Raw genomic sequence first — 15,917 nt, 5'->3', positions numbered from 1 at the left:
AACCAACCTGCTGGGGGCTTTTTCATGCCTGATTCTTTCTCCGAGCTGCGCACCGCGGGCGGCCCGAACAAGCCGTGGGTCGTCGGTGGGGTGCTCGCGCTCATCGTCGCCATCATCGGCGTCGCGCTCGCGGCGGCCTACTGGTACGCCAACCCAAAACCCGAGCCCGCCAATGAGGTGCCGGAAACCGTCACGGTGACTGCGCAGCCGCAGCCTGTCGACGATCCGTCGGCCCCCACCGAAACCATATCGGGCACGTTTACCGGCACCCTGAACAGTTTGGAGGATGACGCGAAGGTCAAGGCGTGGCCCGCGGTGGCGACCTTCGGCGGCGGCACCGCCTCGGTGACCTATCCCCTGACCGGCTGCACCGCGCTGATCGGCGAGGGCGGAGAATCCATCCCGTTGACGAAGAGGTGTAATGACGGGCAGGGCCGTTGGGACGTCGAAAAGCAGACGCCCGGCGTTGTGAAACTGACGTACCTGGAAGGCGACATTGCCCTGGTAGAAGGCGAATTATCGGCCGGTTTGCCTTAAATTGCACTGGGTGTAATATTGCACCCCGTGCAAAATGAAGGAATCCGGGAGCAGAAGCGTCGCGAGACGCTGCAACGCATCCGCGACCAGGCCGCGAAGCTTGTCCGCGCGCAGGGCTACGACAACGTCACCGTCGACGACATCTGCCGCGCCGCAGACATTTCCAGGCGCACGTTTTTCAACTACGTCGACTCCAAGGACGAGGCGATCCTAGGGTCGTTCCCGTTCACGTTCAGCGAGGATGCGCTCGCCGCAATCCGGACGACGCCGAGTGAGAACGTGCTCGAACTTGTCATCCGCTCCATCGAGGTGGATCCAGGGCGCTTCGACGGACCGGCCGCGAAATGCCGCCACGAGTTACTGGAAAACAACCCAGGGCTGATGCACGCCGAGGCCGCGCGCAAACGAGGCTTCCTCACCGAGGTCGGCCGCGCCGTCTACGCCCACTTCGAACGCTTCCCCGAGGACCGCAAATTCCCCGGGACGCTGGAGGACGAGACGCAGTTCATCGTGATCCTCTTCCAGGGCGCGGTGAGCCGCTACCTGTGGCACCCTCCGGATCAGGACGACCCCGTCAAACAATTGCTGGCAAACGCACACGATCTGACCGTTTACGCAAAGGAGATGAAATGGTAGAAACCCGCGCGGACAAACAACCGCCCCAGGCCAGCACGCCAAACGTGGGGCTGGTGTTCTCGGCCCTGCTGCTGACCATGCTGATGAGCTCGCTGGGTCAGATGATTTTCGCCACCGCCCTGCCCACCATCGTGGGCGAGCTCGGCGGCGTGGACCACATGAGCTGGGTCATCTCAGCGTTTTTGGTCACCATGACCATCGCGATGCCGATCAACGGCAAACTCGGCGACATCCTGGGCCGCAAGTGGCTCTACATCACCGGCATCGGCCTGTTCGTGGTCGGCTCCACCATCGGCGGCTTCGCCCACACCATGGAGCTTTTGATCATCGGTCGCGCCGTGCAGGGCCTGGGCGCGGGCGGGATGATGGTGAACTCGCAGTCCATCATCGCCGAGGTCGTCCCCGCCCGCGAGCGCGGCAAGTACATGGGTGTCATGGGCGCCGTCTTCGGTGTGTCCTCGGTGCTCGGCCCGGTGCTCGGCGGCTGGTTCACCGACGGGCCCGGCTGGCGCTGGGCACTGTGGATGAACATTCCGCTCGGCCTGCTCGCGATGAGCGTGTGCGCCGCCGTGCTGCGCCTGCGCCGCGGGACCGCCAAGGGCATGCACTACGACTACCTCGGAACCACGCTGATGGTGGTGGCCACCGCCTCGCTGATCCTCACCACCACGTGGGGCGGCACCCAGTACGAGTGGAGCTCCCCCACCATCATCACCACCTCGCTGATCGCCCTGGTTGCGGCCGTGGCGTTCGTGTTCGTGGAGCTGCGCGTGACCAACCCGCTGATCCCGATGGACCTGTTCGAAAACCGCAACATGGTCCTGACTACCCTGGCCGGCACCGTGCTGGGCCTGGCCATGACCAGCGGGCTGGCGTACCTGCCCACCTACCTGCAGATGGTCCACCAGCTCACCCCCACCGAGGCGGGCCTGATGATGCTGCCGATGGTCATCGGCATGCTCGTCACCGGCATGACGGTCGGCTTCATCATCTCCAAGACCGGCCGATACAAGATCTACCCGCTGGTTGGCATGCTCATCACCACGCTGGGGCTGTTCCTGTTCTCGCGCCTGGATGTCACCACGTCGCTGACCAGGCTGGGCATCTACATGTTCATCTTCGGCTTTGGCCTGGGCCTGGTCATGCAGGTGCTGGTGCTCATCGTGCAGAACTCGTTCCCGCTCAAGCACGTCGGCACAGCGACGTCGACGAACAACTTCTTCCGTCAGATCGGCTCGTCCATTGGCGCGTCGCTTTCGGGCTCGCTGTTCATCCACAACATGCGCGACAACCTGGAGCAGCGCTTGCCGGAGGCGCTGGCGAAGCTGGGGCCGGAGGGCGAAGCGTACGCCGCGAAGTTCCAGGACGGCGGGGCGAATAGCCTCACCCCCGGCACAGTCGCCCAGCTTCCTGATCCCCTCCGGGAAGCCGTGCTGAGCAGCTACAACGACGGTTTGACGCCGGTGTTCTTACTGATGGTCCCCCTGGCTATCCTCGCCTTCCTGCTGCTTCTGCCCGTGCGCGAGGAGGCGCTCAAGGAAGACCTGAGCTAGGAGTTGCGCGACATCGGCAGAATCAGCTCCCAGATGTCGCAGTCGCGCCACTCGCCTTGGCGCTCGCCGTAGGCCATCTGCGCCATGTTGTGGAACGTGCCCACCTTTTCAAATCCGCGGGACTTATGCAGGCCCGCGGATCCTTCATTTTCGGGGAAGATCCAGGAGTGGATGGACCACTTGTGCAGGCTGATGCAAGTCTGGATCAGGTGGTCTAGCAACGCGCCGGCGACGCCACGGCCGCGTGCGTCCGGGTGGGTGTAGATCGAGTCTTCAACAACGCCATGGAACACGCTGCGGGTAGAGGCTTTTGCGGCCCCCACCCAGCCGAGGACTTTGTTGTCGTCGTCCGCATCGACCGCCACGAAGACGGTCTCCATGATCTTCTTGCGGGAGAATTGCTCCCAGTTCTGCCCCTTGGTTTCCCAAGAGGCGTTGCCTGTTTGTAGTCCCATCTCGTAGATGGCTCGTACCTGCGGATAGTCTTCCGGTCGGATGGGCCGGATGGCAAAGTCCGATTTTTGCATGCGCTCCATTGTCCAGATCCGCGCCACGGCGCGCAAACGTGGGCGAGACAACACAAAAGCGCCACCCGGCCGCAGCCAGGTGGCGCTCGAAATCAGGCGAGGCTACGCCCAGTTTTACTTCTCGGTGACGATTGCGGTGAACGCATCCTCGGTGCCGCCGCGGGTCCACTCGATGGTGCCGTTCTCGAACTCCTGGGTCCAGCCGGACTGATCAGCGTTCTCGGTCTCCGGTGCGAGCGGGAAGCCCATCTTCTGGTCCAGACGGACGTCGGTGATCCACTCGTTAGCGATCTGGCCCCAGGTCGGTGCGCCGCCGGTGTTCTCGTTCCAAGTGATGTAGTGCTCGTTGTCGTAGGTGACGATCCAGCCGCCGTCGGTCTCTTCAACCGCCATCGGCTCGCCCCACTCCGGCTCAGCGTACTGATCCATAGCCGCCTTCACGCCGGCCGGCACCATTGCGGTTGCGCCGTCAGCGGTGGTGATCTCCTCGGTAGCCTCAGCATCGCCAGCTGCGGCGCCGTCGGTAGCGTCAGCGTCGCCCTCGCCGGCGGTCTCGGTGGCGACCTCGGTCTCGGTGGCGGTCTCGGAGACAACCTCGGTGGAGGTCGGCTCACCCTCGCCGTCGTCGGAGCAAGCAACCAGGCCGGTTGCGCCAAGGGTCAGTGCAGCTGCGGAAGCGACGATTTTACGGGAGAACATAATCAATACCTTTCATTCTTGAAATTAGTGCGCCGTCCATTATGAACTTTGCGTTAACGTCGAGCCCTCTTTGCACCCGATCGGGGGTGCGCCTTTCCGCGCGAGGAACGCACTGTGCGACCCTTCGTCACTCCGACAAAGTCCTGCACAGCGTCCGAATCGTCCGCCTTGCGCCAGACGAGCGCGATCTGGGTCGCCGGTTCTTCCCCAGCAAGTTGTAACGCTTTTATCTGCTTTCGCGCGAGGTTCTTCAACAATGGCAGGGGCGCGTAAGCCACACCGACGTTTGCGGCGACGATTTGAAGGGCGGACCGGAGGTCGTCGATAGGCGATTGCCCGTCAAAGTTCACGATCTCATCTGCCAAATCCTCGCGGGTGACCTCCCCTACCTCCGCGTAGACGGAATCTTTCGGCACCGCGACACCGGCCGCCTCTTCGTAGAGGCGCACCACGTGGTGCTCGTCGGTGACGCGCTCGTCCGGGAGCCGCACGAGCGCCGCAGTTGCTTGCTTGCCGACGAGCACGAACGGATCATCCGACGGCACCGTCTCAAGGCGACTTCTTGTGAGTTCCTCGTATCGGCGGAACCACTTCCCCGGCTCAGTGCCGGTGACGAAGGCAATGGTGAGCATGGCTACCAATGCTACCGTTTTGGCCATGACTGAACAGACCCCCTCCGGCACCGCCATGAAGCCGGTGACCGCCGCAAAGAAGCTGGGCATCTACCTTCCCGCCACCCCACAGGAGTTTCAGGACGGCGCCGTGACCCACGCCGAACTGCGCGAACTCCAGGACAACCCGCCGCAGTGGCTGCAGGAGCTGCGGCTTTCCGGCCCGCACCCGCGCCCCGAAGTGGCCCGCAAGCTGGGGATTTCCGTGACCGCGCTGAAAAACGCCGGCGTGGACCAAGCGATGACCACCGCCGAAATCCGCGCGCTGCTGGACGACCAGCCCGAGTGGCTGCAAAAAGCCCGCGCCACTCTTGCAGAGCAGCGCGGGCACGCAGTCGACGGCGGCGACGGCGCAAGCGCCGACGCCGGAGAAGCCGAGGAAGACTAGAGCATCTTCCAATCCTCGAGGTCCGGGTAGAGCGGGTACTTGCGCGCCAGGGCCTCAACGCGGCCGCGCAGCGCATCAACGTCGGCATTCTCGGCCTTGATCAATGTCTCCGCGATGATCTCGGAGACCTCGCGGAAATCCTCCTCGCCGAAGCCGCGGGTGGCCAGCGCGGAAGTTCCGATGCGCAGGCCGGAGGTCACCTTCGGCGGGCGCGGGTCGAACGGCACCGCGTTGCGGTTGACGGTGATGCCCACCGAGTGCAGCAAGTCCTCGGCCTGCTGCCCGTCCATCGGCGAGTTACGCAGGTCCACCAGCACGAGGTGCACCTCGGTGCCGCCGGAGACGACGGAAACGCCGGCCTCGCGTGCGTCGTCGGCAAGCAGACGCTCCGCTAGCACCTTCGCGCCGTCGAGGGTGCGCTGCTGGCGGTCCTTGAACTCCTCGCTCCCCGCGATCTTGAACGCGGTCGCCTTCGCAGCCACGACGTGCATCAGCGGGCCGCCCTGCTGGCCCGGGAAAACCGCGGAGTTGAGCTTCTTGTGCAGCTCCAGGTCGTTGGTGAGGATGAAACCGGAGCGCGGGCCGCCGAGAGTCTTGTGCACCGTGGAGGACACCACATGCGCGTGCGGGACCGGGTTCGGGTGCAGACCGGCGGCGACCAGGCCTGCGAAGTGGGCCATGTCCACCCACAGGTAAGCGCCGACCTCGTCGGCGATGGAGCGGAACTCCGCGAAGTCCTCGTGGCGCGGGTACGCGGACCAGCCGGCGATGATCACCTTCGGCTTGACCTCGCGGGCCTGCTCGCGCAGCTTGGCCATGTCGATCTGGTGGGTGTCCTCCTCCACCTGGTACGCCTCCACGTTGTAGAGACGGCCGGAAAAGTTGATCTTCATGCCGTGGGTGAGGTGGCCGCCGTGCGCCAGGTCCAGACCCAAGATGGTGTCGCCCGGCTCCGCCAGCGCCATGAGCACCGCGGCGTTGGCCTGCGCACCCGAGTGCGGCTGCACGTTTGCGTACTGGGCACCGAAGACCTCCTTAGCGCGGTCGCGCGCCAAGTCCTCGATCACGTCCACGTGCTCACAGCCACCGTAGTAGCGGCGGCCCGGGTAACCCTCGGCGTACTTGTTGGTCAGCACCGAACCCTGCGCCTGCAGCACTGAGCGGGGCACGAAATTCTCGGAGGCGATCATCTCCAAGGTGTCGCGCTGGCGCGCCAGCTCGTCCACAATTGCGGCGTGCACCTCGGGATCGTAGGTGGCCAGATCCTGGTAACGGAGGTCTTCAGACACGTCGACCGGGTCCTTTCTTTTCGCGATGATTACGGCTCCTCGAAGTATAGGAAAGTCGGCACGCCCAGAAGGCTGATTTATTCCCCTTTTGCGCGGGTGCAACAATGGTGGCTATGTCACGAGCCGATTCGTCGCCGTACCTCGACTTCCACCGCGAGGACTGGCGCAAGCGCCGCGCCAAGATGCCCCAGGTGCTCACCGAGGAAGAGCTGAAGAAACTCTCCGGCATCGGCGAAAACCTCGACCTGCAGGAGGTCGAGGACATCTACCTGCCCCTGTCGCGCCTGATTCACCTGCAGGTGCGCGCCCGACAGAAGCTCACCAACGCCACCGAGACCTTCATCGGCGGCGACCCGGGGCACGTGCCGTTCATCATCGGCCTGGCCGGCTCGGTGGCCGTGGGCAAGTCCACCACCGCACGCGTGCTGCAGGTGCTTTTGCAGCGCTGGGATTCGCACCCGCGGGTGGACCTAGTCACCACCGACGGCTTCCTGCACCCGAAGGCGGTGCTGGAAGAGCGCGGGATCATGAAACGCAAGGGCTTCCCGGAGTCCTACAACCGCAGAAACCTCATGCGGTTTGTCACCGAGGTCAAATCCGGCCAGCCGGTGGTCAAGGCCCCGATCTACTCGCACGAGGCCTACGACATCCTCCCCGACGAATTCGTGGAAGTCCGCCAGCCCGACATCCTCATCCTCGAGGGGTTAAACGTGCTGCAGACGGGCCCGACGCTGATGGTCTCCGACCTGTTCGATTTCTCCATTTACGTCGACGCGAAGACCGAAGACATCGAGCGTTGGTACATCGAGCGCTTCCTCAAACTCCGAGATACGTCGTTCCAGCAGCCCGGAAACCACTTCGAAGGCTTCGCCGGCATGGACGACGCCGAGGCCGCCTACGCCGCCCGCGAGCTGTGGCAGACCATCAACCTGCCCAACCTGGTTGAAAACATCCTGCCCACCCGCGTGCGCGCCTCGCTGGTGCTGCGCAAGGATTACGACCACACCGTCCAACGCGTGCGCATGCGCAAGATGTAGCTACTTGCCAAAGCGGCGGGAGCGCTGCGAGTAATCGCGCAGCGCGCGCAAGAAGTCGATTTTGCGGAACGCCGGCCAGTAAATATCGGTGAACCAGATCTCCGAGTACGCCGCCTGCCACAGCAAAAAACCGGACAGGCGCTGCTCGCCGGAGGTGCGGATGACCAAATCCGGGTCCGGCTGGCCGGAGGTGTACAGGTGCTCCGCGATGGACTCCACGGTGATCTCGGCGGCCATTTCCGTGGCTGGCACTCCGGCGTGGGCTTTGTCGTCGATAAGCGATTGCACCGCGTCCACGATCTCCTGGCGCCCGCCGTAGCCGACCGCGATATTCACGGTGAGGCCGTGCTTCGTATCGGTTGCGGCCGCGCCCTCGCGCATCCGCTTAGCGACGTCCTCCGGCAACAAATCCAGATGCCCCACCAACCGCACGCGGCAGGTGTAGTCCTCCGTGGCGAGATCCTCGATGACCCCGGAGATGATGTCGAACAGCAGCTCCACCTCCTCGGTGGTGCGCTGCAGATTCTCCGTGGACAGCAAGTAGATAGTGAGCACGTCCACGTCCATCTCCGCGGACCAGCGTACGAGCTCGCCGATCTTCGCGCCGCCGACGCGGTGGCCGTGGGAGATGTCCTCGAAGCCCGCCTCGCGCGCCCAGCGCCGGTTACCGTCGGCCATCACGGCAATGTGCTTCGGGCGCTTTTTGCCGCGCAGCTCGCGCTTCAGGCGCGCCTCATACAGCGGGTACAGCGGGTATCGCAGCTTCGAAAGGACAGACACGGGATAAATTCTAGCCAGCTAGAAAGCGTTTTTCTTCCGCTGGTCCTTCAAACCAGCCTTCTCCATGGCCTCGTCGATCGCTTTCTCGTCGAACGGATCAATCCCGCGGGCTTCCGCGAACGCCTGGCGGCGCTTGAAACGGGAGAAGCGGCGGTGAAACGACCAGCCGATGAACAGCACCACGATGGCCAGGACCACCAGCAGCAGCAACCCGATCGGCGAGGCTTTGCCGAAGTCCGGGCCGACCGGGGTCTCGCCCGGGTTCTGGGCCAGCACGAAGTTCGCGGCGCTGGCCGCGGCGATGGTGAACGTAGACATTTAGTTTTCCTCCTCGATGCCGGCAAACAGGTCCGTTTCCGGCAGGGTGGTCTTTACCCTGGTCGCGGCCAGCTCAAACTCCTCGGTGGGCCAGACGTCCTGCTGGTCCTCCACCGGGCTGGCCAAAAAGGCGCCGGCGGGGTCGATCTGCGTGGCGTGGGCCGTCAGCGCTTCGGCACGTTGCGGGAAGTAGGCGGCGCACTCCACCTGGGTGGTCACGCGGTCGAAGACGTCGCCCTCGTTTTCCTCCCAACGTTTGATCATCAGCTCGTACGGGCTCTTCTCGCCGCGCTGGATGAGCCGCTCCTGCAGAAGCTTCATGCGCTGCAAGATGAAGCCGTGCGAGTAGTACAGCTTCAGCGGCGTCCATGGCTCGCCGGCGCCGGGGGCGAAATCCGGGTCGCCCGCGCGCTCCCAGGCGATCATGGAGATCGCGTGCACCATCAGGTGGTCGGGGTGCGGGTAGCCGCCGTTTTCGTCGTAGGTGATGATCACGTGCGGGCGGAATTCGCGGATCTGCTTCACAATCTCCACTGCCACTTCTTCCGGGTCCTGCACCGCGAACGAGCCTTCCGGCAGCGGCGGCAGTGGGTCGCCCTCCGGCAGCCCGGAGTCCTCGTAGCCCAGCCAGACGTGCTCGACGCCGAGCGCCGCCGCGGCGCGCGCCATCTCCTCGCGGCGCACGTCGAGGATGTTGTCTAGCACGCCGGGGCGGTCCATAGCCGGATTGAGGATGTCGCCGCGCCTGCCGTCGGTGCACGTGACGACCTTGACGCGGTTGCCTTCCGCGGCGTATTTGGCCATGGTGGCCGCACCCTTTGAGGACTCGTCGTCTGGGTGGGCGTGAATTGCCATGAGACGAAACCCGGTCACTCGATCAATCCAACTTTCGTAGGGGTCAGTTCTGTACCTCCGCGCCATCTTAGTACCATCAACGCTAAAGTCCTTACCACCTGCAAGGAGCCGTTTACGTGAGCACCGCCACCTCTCCCCGCCCCGCCGAACGCTACGGCCGCAACCGCGGCTCCGGCGGCTCGATCGGCGGCAAAGTGGTGGCGATTGTCTCCGGGCTGCTCATGATCGCCCTTCTTTTCGTCGGCGCCCGCACGATCATGGAGCGCTTCAACGAACCGGTCCGCGCCGAATTCATTTCGCAGGAGCATATCGACGACGACACGGGCCGGCTCTGGATCGACGTGAACCGCAAAAACCCGGACACGCCCGCGTACTGCATCGTCACGGCGGTGGACTACTCCCACGCCGAGGTGGGCCGCCGCGAGGTGGTCCTGCCAGCCGGCGGCGACGAGCACTCCCGCATCGCCGTGGACCTGCCGGTGCGCGAGCCGTTGGTGTCGGGGCGCATCTACGGCTGCTCCGAAAATCTCCCCTTCTACATGGACCCGGAGAGCAGCTTCTACGCAGCACGCTAGCGGAAACCGCCACTTTCGCGTGTGGTAATCTTTCGGCTGTATATCTGCACACATTGGCCCGCGAGCGGCGGGCCGATTTCACGTATCAGGGAAGGTTTAGACCCCTATGGCTGAATCCCAGCAGCAGTACATCACTCCTGAAATGAAGGCCAAGCTCGAGGCCGAACTGCAGCAGCTCATTGACAACCGCCCCGCCATCGCGGCCGAGATCAACGAGCGCCGCGAGGAGGGCGACCTCAAGGAGAACGCCGGCTACGACGCAGCCCGCGAGCAGCAGGACCAGGAGGAAGCGCGCATCAAGCAGATCTCCGAGATCCTGTCCAACTCCACCACCGAGCGCACCGGCATCGTCGAGGGTGTCGCCCACGTCGGTTCCGTCGTGCACGTCTACTACGACGGCGACGAGGACGACCGCGAGACTTTCCTCATCGGCACCCGCGCAGCCTCGACGGACAACGCGGATTTGGAGACCTACTCGGAGCAGTCCCCGCTCGGCGCTGCCGTCGTCGGCGCTTCCGAGGGCGAAACCCGCAAGTACACCGCCCCGAACGGCCGCGAGATTTCCGTCACCATCGTCTCCGCCGAGCCGTATGATTCAGTCAAGGCCTCCACGCCCCGCGCGAAGTAGCCAGTACTTTTCTCTTTTCAAAAACAGAAGGACCATTCCTGTGATTGCCACCTCTTCCCGCAAAGCTGTAGCCGGCGTCGCCGCCCTGGCCGCCATCGCTCTGGCAGGCTGCACCCCGCCGCACCAGAACCCCTCCTCCGAGAAGGTCGACACCGCCACCACCCAGGACCCGGACTCGCTGAAGGGCGCCGGCACTGCAACCACCGCCACCAGCACCGCGACGGCGACCAACGTCACCGAGGCCAACGCGGCGCAGGAGCAGGAGACCGCAGAGGCCGCGGTCGCCGCCGCCCCGGTGTTCAATAACTGCGGCGCCACCGACCTGGTGCGCCCGGACCGCCTGACCGTGGACTGCAAGAACCAGGACGACTTCCTCGAAAACATCGTCTGGGAGCAGTGGGGCGAGGATCTCGCCGAGGGCACCGGCACCCGCGTCGTTGTCTCCCCGGACAACCGCGAAGAAGACGTGAAGGTTGTGTTGGGCAACCCGGAGATCATTGACGGCAAGCCGGTGTTCACCACCGTGTCCGTCGACGGCCAGTCCGTGGTTCCGGACAACAACTACTAAGCCGCACGCACAACAAAGCGCCTCGCTTCCGGTGATAATCCGGAAGCGAGGCGCTTTGCGTTTCTTTGGGCCTAGCGGTCGTTGAAGTAGGACAGCAGGCGCAAGATCTCGGTGTAGAGCCACACCAGGGTCACAGCCAGACCAAGCGCGACGCCCCAGGAGGCGCGCTCCGGCGCACCGGTGCGGACCAGCTTGTCGGCCAAGTCAAAGTCCTGCAGGAAGGACAGGGCCGCCAGAACGATGCAGACCACGCCGAAGATGATGGACAGCGTGCCGCCGTCGCGAAGCGGGGAGATGCCGGTGAAGATTGCCAGCAGGAAGTTGCCCAGCGCCATGATGGCCACGCCGAAGATCATGCCGGTGACGATGCGGTGGAAACGCGGAGTCACGCGGATCGCGCCGCGACGGTAGACCACGAGCATGCCGATGAACACGCCGATCGTGCCCAAAATGGCCTGGAAGATGAGCTGGCCGGCATCGGCGCCGCCGACGGTGAACCAGCCGGAGACGGTCAGGGAGAAGCCGCCGAGGAACAAGCCCTCAAACGCAGCGTAGATCAGCGTCAGCGTCTTCGAGCCGAACTCGCGGCGGAACGCGTTGACCAGCGTGGTGATGAAGCCGCCGATGGCGCCGACGAAGGTCAAGATAACACCGAGGCTGATGTTGCCGGTGAGGAAGATAACGAAGTTCACAGCGGCGAACGCGATGATCACGGCGAGCGTGATGCCCGTCTTGGTCACCACGTCGTCGACCGTCATCGGGCGTTGCTGATCAATTTCGGGCGCGTGCCCCGGAAGCGTCGCGGTCTGGCCGGCCTGGTAGCCGTTGTCCGCATCCGCCCCCGGAATGTTGCGCAGAACGGGGTTAGTGCTTCTCACGTCGCACATTCCTTTCCAATGAGTTTGTCCAAGAGTTCACCGGGTATAACGCCACACGTACCAAAAAGGTTCCCGCCAGTGTGATGCCAGCTGATCACTCGCCACCTTCCAGCGGGGATATGGTGGGCTGCATGGGAGTGCTCGACAACGCCCGCCGCGGCCCGAGAACCGGCGGTGAGGTGGTGCGCGGCCACATCGCGCAGACCACCGGCGGCGAGGACGCGTACGTGTTTTCCTACCGCCGCCTAGATGTTCACGCGTACGTGTTGTCCGAGCCGGTCCCCCACGTGCTGTACTCCACGTATGGCAAGTCCCGCGTGGAGTCTTCCCAGCCTGTCGCAGGCACCCAAACGGAACTGACGTTGCGCGTGCCCGGCACGCCTGCGCTTCCCGACGAATGGCCGGCACGCTTGCTCGCCCGCGCCGCCCGCGACGACATCGAGCCTGGCCACTACCTCGTGCTGGACAACCCGCGCGGCACCCTGTCCGGCTTCGTGTTTGTCACCGACCCGGTCCTCGGTGTGGTGGACGGACCCACCGGCCTGATCCGTTTCACGTACGCGGTCGGCATTAACGGCGACGACGTGGAACAGATGCTGTCCTGGGACCCGTTGAAATTCGCGGCCTTTGTCGGCGACCGCGTGCCGCTCGGCCTGAGTTCCACGGACCGCGACCCCATCAGCACCGACCCCGCAGGACCGGGCATTGTTGGAGGAGGCGGTGGGGTCCGAAGGGTCGTCGATAGGCGCGATGCACGCCCGCTACCTCGAGGTCGATGCCGAGGGGCGCGTGGACCTGGATCTGGCGGCTGCGCGCGCGTTACTGCGCGCCGCGCGCCACCGCCTGTTGCACGGAAGGTCATTCGCGCTGCTCAACGGCGAAACGTGGCTGCTACTCAACCCGCAGTCGCCGACAACCGAGTGTGCGAGCGACCATATTGTCGTCCCCGCCACCGCAGCGCTCGCCCACGAGCTGCTCGCAACATTCGACGCGGTGCCGGGCATCTACCGCCTGCGCACCGCGCCGCTGGAATTCCGAGTGGTGGACCCGACTACTTAAAGACGTTGCCCCACTCGTCGTGCTTGTCCAAAAACGCCTGGGCCTCGCGCTTGGCCGCCTCCAGGTCGTGGCTTGCACCCCAGCCGCATTGCTTCTCATTTGCGGCCGGGACCTCGTCGGCGTTGGTGATGTCCGTCAGCGTCTTTTCCACCAGCTCAGCAACCTCGGCCTCGGCTACGTCGCCGGCAAGCATGAGGTAGAAGCCGGTCTGGCAGCCCATCGGCCCGAAGTCGATGACGTTGTCCGCGTGGTTGCGGGCGTGCTCGGCGAACATGTGCTCCAGTGAGTGCACCGCCGGCATCTCCAGGTGCTCGACGTTGGGCTGCTTGAAGCGGATGTCCCACTTCACCAGCGTGTCGCCTGCGGGCAGCTGCTTGCGGTCCGCGAGCCGGATGAACGGCGCGGCTACCTTGGTGTGGTCGAGGTTGAAAGATTCCACATTCATGCGATCAGTCATGGCTTCGACTCTACTGAACGGAGGCGCGCATGCCCACCACCCTTCTTTGGTTCCGCGACGATCTTCGCGTCACGGACAACCCCGCGCTTTCGCGGGCCGTATCGCGCGGGGAGGTTGCAGGTGTGCTTCTCGTGACGCACAACAACATCAAAGGCGACCGGTAGGGTCGTCTGAATGAAAGCTCTATTCCGCAGAGTCACCGCTGGCATTGCCGCCTGCGCAGCCCTTGTCGCCAGCACAGCCGCACCTGCCACGGCTCAACCCACCGGCAACGTGGTCGTATTCGGCGATTCGTTCGCCTCGAGCCCAGACCAGTACCGCAACTCCGCGCTCAACTTCACGGGAATCTCGAAGCTGTCCTCGGGGTCGTCGGAGAGATTGGTCTCCTCCTATCCCAGCCAGGCTGGGTGCCTGCAAGGGCCGGATAACTGGCCGCGCCAGCTACAAGCCCGCACCGGTCTCACCGTGGCGGACTGGTCGTGCACCGGCCACCAATCGGCCAGCCTGCCCGGCCACGTCGACCTGGCGGTACGCGCCGGCGACCTCAACGCCAACACTCGGGCGGTGACGCTGGCGGTCGGGTTCAACGATCACTGGCGCCCACTGGTCGAATCCCCCGGCGCGCCGTACAACGCCGACGCGGTGCGCGACAACTACTTCCGCAACATGCACGAGGCTGTGGCCAAAGTGCGCGCCGCCGCACCCCGGGCCAAGATCCTCATCCCGGGGATGCTCTCGGTCACCGGTGGAACCGAGCGGCTCTGCCTGATCAACGTGATGCCGAATGCCCCGCTCGGCGTCCCCGCACCCCGGGTGCAGCAGTGGGAGCAACGCACCCAGTCCTACCAGCGCGCGCTAGCCGCCCAGTTGGGCGCGACGTTCATCGACATCCGCGCGCTTTCCACCAACCACAGCACTTGCGCCCGCGACGCCGACCGCTGGGTGGCTGGGCTCATCGACACCACCACGGCCGACTACAACATGGCCCTGCACCCCTCCCGCGCCGGGTCCGCTTTCGTCGCCGACCAGGTGGCTCAGGCGGTGTGAGGCGTACTCTCGGCAAGGTGACCAAGTTTCAGAAGTTCCTCATCCCCCTGTTCGCTGGCGCGGGCGTGCTCCACTTTGCAAAGCCCGAGCCTTTCGACGGCATCGTGCCCGACGCCCTCCCCGGCTCCGCCCGTACCTACACGTACGTCTCCGGCGTGGCCGAGCTCGCCGCCGCTGCGCTGCTGGCCAACCCGAAAACGAGGGCTGCCGGCGGGAAGTTCGCCGCTGCGCTGCTCGCCGCGGTGTGGCCGGCCAACTTCAACATGGCATGGCAGTGGCGCAACGAGCCGTGGCAGAAGCAGATCATCTCCATCGGGCGCCTGCCGCTGCAGATCCCGCTGATCAAGGCGGCGCTCGGCGCAGCGAAGAAATAGTTGCCCAATTCCGACCATGCGCGGGCCGATGGCTGCTTACACTTTGGCTGCACCTATTTCCCCACGGAAGGACATGAAGCAGTCATGGGCAAGTTCGACAATAAGGTTGCGCTAGTCACCGGCGGCGCTTCCGGCATCGGCAAGGCTATCGCGGAGCGTCTCGCCAACGAAGGCGCAAAGGTCGTCGTCGCCGACCTCAACGAGGACGCCGCCAAAGAGGTCGCAGCCGCGATCGAGGCGAATGGTGGCAATGCGACCGCGTTCCGCCAGGACGTAGCCAGCAAGGAGGATAACGAGGCGGCCGTGCAGTTCGCTGTAGACACCTACGGTGCCCTCCACCTCGCCGTAAACAACGCGGGCATCGGCGACCACACCCCGCTGGCGGACAAGGATCTTGCCGATTGGGACAGGGTCATCTCCATCAACCTGTCCGGTGTGGCCTACGGCTGCCACTACCAGCTCAAGCAGTTCCTCGCACAGGCCAACACGGAGCAGTGCGCGATTGTGAACATGTCGTCCATCCACGGCTCCGTGGGCCGCGCCGGCGGCATCGAGGGCTACACCGCCGCGAAGCACGGCGTGGTGGGGCTGACCAAGTCGCTCGCCGCGGACTACGCTGCCACCGGCATCCGGGTCAACTGCGTGGGTCCGGCATACATCGACACGCCGCTGATTCAAAGGGCGCAGGGTGAGGCCCGCCAGGCGCTCGTCGATAAGCATCCTGCTGGCCGCCTGGGCGAGCCCGAAGAGATTGCGGCTGTGGTGAGCTTCTTGCTTTCCGACGACGCGTCGTTTGTCAACGGCTCCTACCACCTCGCGGACGGCGGCTACACCGCCGTGTAGTGGTGCCCCCAGTCGGGCTCGAACCGACACTGGGCGGATTTTAAGTCCGCTGCCTCTGCCAATTGGGCTATAGGGGCGACGGGGAAACATCGTACTTCCCCGCCGCCCGCAAACCGCAATCGGCCAGCTCATTTTCACCGAGCGGAGCCGGCCGCGCGGCCTTACACTCGCTGTGCGAAATCTCAGTATCTTCTGAGT

Annotated in this window: 22 protein-coding genes, 1 tRNA gene and 1 pseudogene; 14 read left to right on the top strand and 10 right to left on the bottom strand. The window is 64.6% G+C overall.

Annotation, left to right across the window (positions count from 1 at the left end; all coding sequences use genetic code 11):
- Positions 1–24: 24 nt before the first annotated feature.
- Genes MHX64_RS00905 through MHX64_RS00895 form a run of 3 tightly spaced genes read left to right on the top strand, consistent with a single transcriptional unit; the run spans position 25 to position 2,726 of the window.
- On the top strand, positions 25–537 hold the full coding sequence (locus MHX64_RS00905; protein WP_239355582.1) for a hypothetical protein: 513 nt from the start codon (positions 25–27) through the stop codon (positions 535–537).
- A 27-nt stretch (positions 538–564) separates the two neighbouring features.
- Positions 565–1,173, top strand: coding sequence for a TetR/AcrR family transcriptional regulator (locus tag MHX64_RS00900; protein ID WP_239355583.1), 609 nt, complete (start codon positions 565–567; stop codon positions 1,171–1,173).
- Positions 1,167–2,726, top strand: a complete 1,560-nt coding sequence (locus tag MHX64_RS00895; RefSeq protein ID WP_239355584.1) for an MDR family MFS transporter — start codon at positions 1,167–1,169, stop codon at positions 2,724–2,726. Before MHX64_RS00900 ends, MHX64_RS00895 begins: the two co-directional genes overlap by 7 nt.
- Here MHX64_RS00895 and MHX64_RS00890 read toward each other — a convergent pair.
- The 3 genes from MHX64_RS00890 to MHX64_RS00880 form a co-directional block, all read right to left on the bottom strand.
- Positions 2,723–3,253: a GNAT family N-acetyltransferase gene (locus MHX64_RS00890; RefSeq protein WP_239355585.1), complete on the bottom strand. Its 531-nt coding sequence runs from the start codon at positions 3,251–3,253 to the stop codon at positions 2,723–2,725. The genes MHX64_RS00895 and MHX64_RS00890 overlap by 4 nt on opposite strands.
- 114 nt (positions 3,254–3,367) lie before the next feature.
- Positions 3,368–3,952 (bottom strand): hypothetical protein, encoded by a 585-nt coding sequence (locus tag MHX64_RS00885; protein WP_239355586.1) that lies wholly within the window; start codon positions 3,950–3,952, stop codon positions 3,368–3,370.
- Between the two features lie 53 nt (positions 3,953–4,005).
- Positions 4,006–4,584, bottom strand: coding sequence for a LysR family transcriptional regulator substrate-binding protein (locus MHX64_RS00880; protein WP_239355587.1), 579 nt, complete (start codon positions 4,582–4,584; stop codon positions 4,006–4,008).
- Between MHX64_RS00880 and MHX64_RS00875 the strand changes: the two genes are divergently transcribed.
- Positions 4,583–5,011 (top strand): DUF5997 family protein, encoded by a 429-nt coding sequence (locus MHX64_RS00875; RefSeq protein ID WP_370642044.1) that lies wholly within the window; start codon positions 4,583–4,585, stop codon positions 5,009–5,011. The two genes, MHX64_RS00880 and MHX64_RS00875, sit on opposite strands and share 2 nt — an antisense overlap.
- On the opposite strand, the gene glyA is transcribed toward MHX64_RS00875, so the two are convergent.
- Entirely contained in the window at positions 5,008–6,300 is a 1,293-nt protein-coding gene (glyA, locus tag MHX64_RS00870; RefSeq protein WP_370642045.1) for a serine hydroxymethyltransferase, read from the bottom strand. The two genes, MHX64_RS00875 and glyA, sit on opposite strands and share 4 nt — an antisense overlap.
- Positions 6,301–6,413: 113 nt before the next feature.
- On the opposite strand from glyA, the gene coaA reads away from it, so the two are divergent.
- Positions 6,414–7,337 (top strand): type I pantothenate kinase, encoded by a 924-nt coding sequence (coaA, locus tag MHX64_RS00865; RefSeq protein WP_194560362.1) that lies wholly within the window; start codon positions 6,414–6,416, stop codon positions 7,335–7,337.
- On the opposite strand, the gene MHX64_RS00860 is transcribed toward coaA, so the two are convergent.
- The 3 genes from MHX64_RS00860 to mca are packed head-to-tail and all read right to left on the bottom strand — an operon-like array spanning position 7,338 to position 9,290.
- On the bottom strand, positions 7,338–8,117 hold the full coding sequence (locus MHX64_RS00860; protein WP_194560363.1) for an isoprenyl transferase: 780 nt from the start codon (positions 8,115–8,117) through the stop codon (positions 7,338–7,340).
- Positions 8,118–8,135: 18 nt separating this feature from the next.
- Positions 8,136–8,435 carry a hypothetical protein gene (locus tag MHX64_RS00855; RefSeq protein ID WP_239355589.1) on the bottom strand — a complete coding sequence of 100 codons (300 nt, stop codon included), beginning with the start codon at positions 8,433–8,435 and terminating at the stop codon, positions 8,136–8,138.
- Entirely contained in the window at positions 8,436–9,290 is an 855-nt protein-coding gene (mca, locus tag MHX64_RS00850; protein WP_239355590.1) for a mycothiol conjugate amidase Mca, read from the bottom strand.
- 116 nt (positions 9,291–9,406) lie between these two features.
- On the opposite strand from mca, the gene MHX64_RS00845 reads away from it, so the two are divergent.
- The 3 genes from MHX64_RS00845 to MHX64_RS00835 all read left to right on the top strand — a co-directional run bounded on the left by MHX64_RS00845 (position 9,407) and on the right by MHX64_RS00835 (position 11,061).
- Entirely contained in the window at positions 9,407–9,865 is a 459-nt protein-coding gene (locus tag MHX64_RS00845) for a DUF4307 domain-containing protein (protein ID WP_239355591.1), read from the top strand.
- 106 nt (positions 9,866–9,971) lie between these two features.
- Positions 9,972–10,493: a transcription elongation factor GreA gene (gene greA / locus MHX64_RS00840; RefSeq protein WP_034999593.1), complete on the top strand. Its 522-nt coding sequence runs from the start codon at positions 9,972–9,974 to the stop codon at positions 10,491–10,493.
- Positions 10,494–10,533: 40 nt separating this feature from the next.
- Positions 10,534–11,061 carry a hypothetical protein gene (locus MHX64_RS00835; protein ID WP_239355592.1) on the top strand — a complete coding sequence of 176 codons (528 nt, stop codon included), beginning with the start codon at positions 10,534–10,536 and terminating at the stop codon, positions 11,059–11,061.
- A gap of 71 nt (positions 11,062–11,132) precedes the next feature.
- Here the strand turns inward: MHX64_RS00835 and MHX64_RS00830 are convergent, their stop codons facing one another.
- Complete coding sequence (locus MHX64_RS00830) at positions 11,133–11,939, bottom strand: Bax inhibitor-1/YccA family protein (protein WP_239355593.1); 807 nt, start codon at positions 11,937–11,939, stop codon at positions 11,133–11,135.
- An 83-nt stretch (positions 11,940–12,022) separates the two neighbouring features.
- Between MHX64_RS00830 and MHX64_RS12025 the strand changes: the two are divergent.
- Positions 12,023–12,553, top strand: a pseudogene (locus tag MHX64_RS12025) (suppressor of fused domain protein); the annotation flags it as partial.
- Positions 12,554–12,659: 106 nt separating this feature from the next.
- On the top strand, positions 12,660–12,998 hold the full coding sequence (locus MHX64_RS00825; RefSeq protein ID WP_239406310.1) for a hypothetical protein: 339 nt from the start codon (positions 12,660–12,662) through the stop codon (positions 12,996–12,998).
- Here the strand turns inward: MHX64_RS00825 and MHX64_RS00820 are convergent.
- Positions 12,991–13,455 (bottom strand): S-ribosylhomocysteine lyase, encoded by a 465-nt coding sequence (locus MHX64_RS00820; RefSeq protein ID WP_239355595.1) that lies wholly within the window; start codon positions 13,453–13,455, stop codon positions 12,991–12,993. The two genes, MHX64_RS00825 and MHX64_RS00820, sit on opposite strands and share 8 nt — an antisense overlap.
- A 29-nt stretch (positions 13,456–13,484) precedes the next feature.
- Between MHX64_RS00820 and MHX64_RS00815 the strand changes: the two genes are divergently transcribed.
- The 4 genes from MHX64_RS00815 to MHX64_RS00800 all read left to right on the top strand — a co-directional run bounded on the left by MHX64_RS00815 (position 13,485) and on the right by MHX64_RS00800 (position 15,719).
- Positions 13,485–13,619, top strand: coding sequence for a deoxyribodipyrimidine photo-lyase (locus MHX64_RS00815; protein WP_239355596.1), 135 nt, complete (start codon positions 13,485–13,487; stop codon positions 13,617–13,619).
- Between the two features lie 10 nt (positions 13,620–13,629).
- Entirely contained in the window at positions 13,630–14,502 is an 873-nt protein-coding gene (locus MHX64_RS00810; RefSeq protein ID WP_239355597.1) for a GDSL-type esterase/lipase family protein, read from the top strand.
- 17 nt (positions 14,503–14,519) lie between these two features.
- Positions 14,520–14,876, top strand: a complete 357-nt coding sequence (locus tag MHX64_RS00805) for a hypothetical protein (RefSeq protein WP_239217297.1) — start codon at positions 14,520–14,522, stop codon at positions 14,874–14,876.
- Positions 14,877–14,960: 84 nt separating this feature from the next.
- Complete coding sequence (locus MHX64_RS00800) at positions 14,961–15,719, top strand: SDR family NAD(P)-dependent oxidoreductase (RefSeq protein WP_239217298.1); 759 nt, start codon at positions 14,961–14,963, stop codon at positions 15,717–15,719.
- Here the strand turns inward: MHX64_RS00800 and MHX64_RS00795 are convergent.
- Positions 15,720–15,796, bottom strand: a tRNA-Leu gene (locus tag MHX64_RS00795).
- Between the last annotated feature and the right edge of the window lie 121 nt (positions 15,797–15,917).

It is taken from the genome of Corynebacterium sp. ACRPZ (assembly GCF_022346205.1).
GTDB lineage: Bacteria > Actinomycetota > Actinomycetes > Mycobacteriales > Mycobacteriaceae > Corynebacterium > Corynebacterium lehmanniae.
Note: the sequence above shows the minus strand (reverse complement) of the source record. Positions and strands in the feature narration are given on the sequence as shown.

Excerpts from the sequence above, each read along its gene's own strand:
- MHX64_RS00905 (WP_239355582.1), top strand. The coding sequence starts at position 25 with ATGCCTGATTCTTTCTCCGAGCTGCGCACCGCGGGCGGCCCGAACAAG.
- MHX64_RS00895 (WP_239355584.1), top strand. The coding sequence starts at position 1,167 with ATGGTAGAAACCCGCGCGGACAAACAACCGCCCCAGGCCAGCACGCCA.
- MHX64_RS00890 (WP_239355585.1), bottom strand. The coding sequence starts at position 3,253 with ATGCAAAAATCGGACTTTGCCATCCGGCCCATCCGACCGGAAGACTAT.
- MHX64_RS00885 (WP_239355586.1), bottom strand. The coding sequence starts at position 3,952 with ATGTTCTCCCGTAAAATCGTCGCTTCCGCAGCTGCACTGACCCTTGGC.
- MHX64_RS00875 (WP_370642044.1), top strand. The coding sequence starts at position 4,583 with ATGGCTACCAATGCTACCGTTTTGGCCATGACTGAACAGACCCCCTCC.
- MHX64_RS00880 (WP_239355587.1), bottom strand. The coding sequence starts at position 4,584 with ATGCTCACCATTGCCTTCGTCACCGGCACTGAGCCGGGGAAGTGGTTC.
- coaA (WP_194560362.1), top strand. The coding sequence starts at position 6,414 with ATGTCACGAGCCGATTCGTCGCCGTACCTCGACTTCCACCGCGAGGAC.
- MHX64_RS00855 (WP_239355589.1), bottom strand. The coding sequence starts at position 8,435 with ATGTCTACGTTCACCATCGCCGCGGCCAGCGCCGCGAACTTCGTGCTG.
- mca (WP_239355590.1), bottom strand. The coding sequence starts at position 9,290 with ATGGCAATTCACGCCCACCCAGACGACGAGTCCTCAAAGGGTGCGGCC.
- greA (WP_034999593.1), top strand. The coding sequence starts at position 9,972 with ATGGCTGAATCCCAGCAGCAGTACATCACTCCTGAAATGAAGGCCAAG.
- MHX64_RS00820 (WP_239355595.1), bottom strand. The coding sequence starts at position 13,455 with ATGACTGATCGCATGAATGTGGAATCTTTCAACCTCGACCACACCAAG.
- MHX64_RS00815 (WP_239355596.1), top strand. The coding sequence starts at position 13,485 with ATGCCCACCACCCTTCTTTGGTTCCGCGACGATCTTCGCGTCACGGAC.
- MHX64_RS00810 (WP_239355597.1), top strand. The coding sequence starts at position 13,630 with ATGAAAGCTCTATTCCGCAGAGTCACCGCTGGCATTGCCGCCTGCGCA.
- MHX64_RS00800 (WP_239217298.1), top strand. The coding sequence starts at position 14,961 with ATGGGCAAGTTCGACAATAAGGTTGCGCTAGTCACCGGCGGCGCTTCC.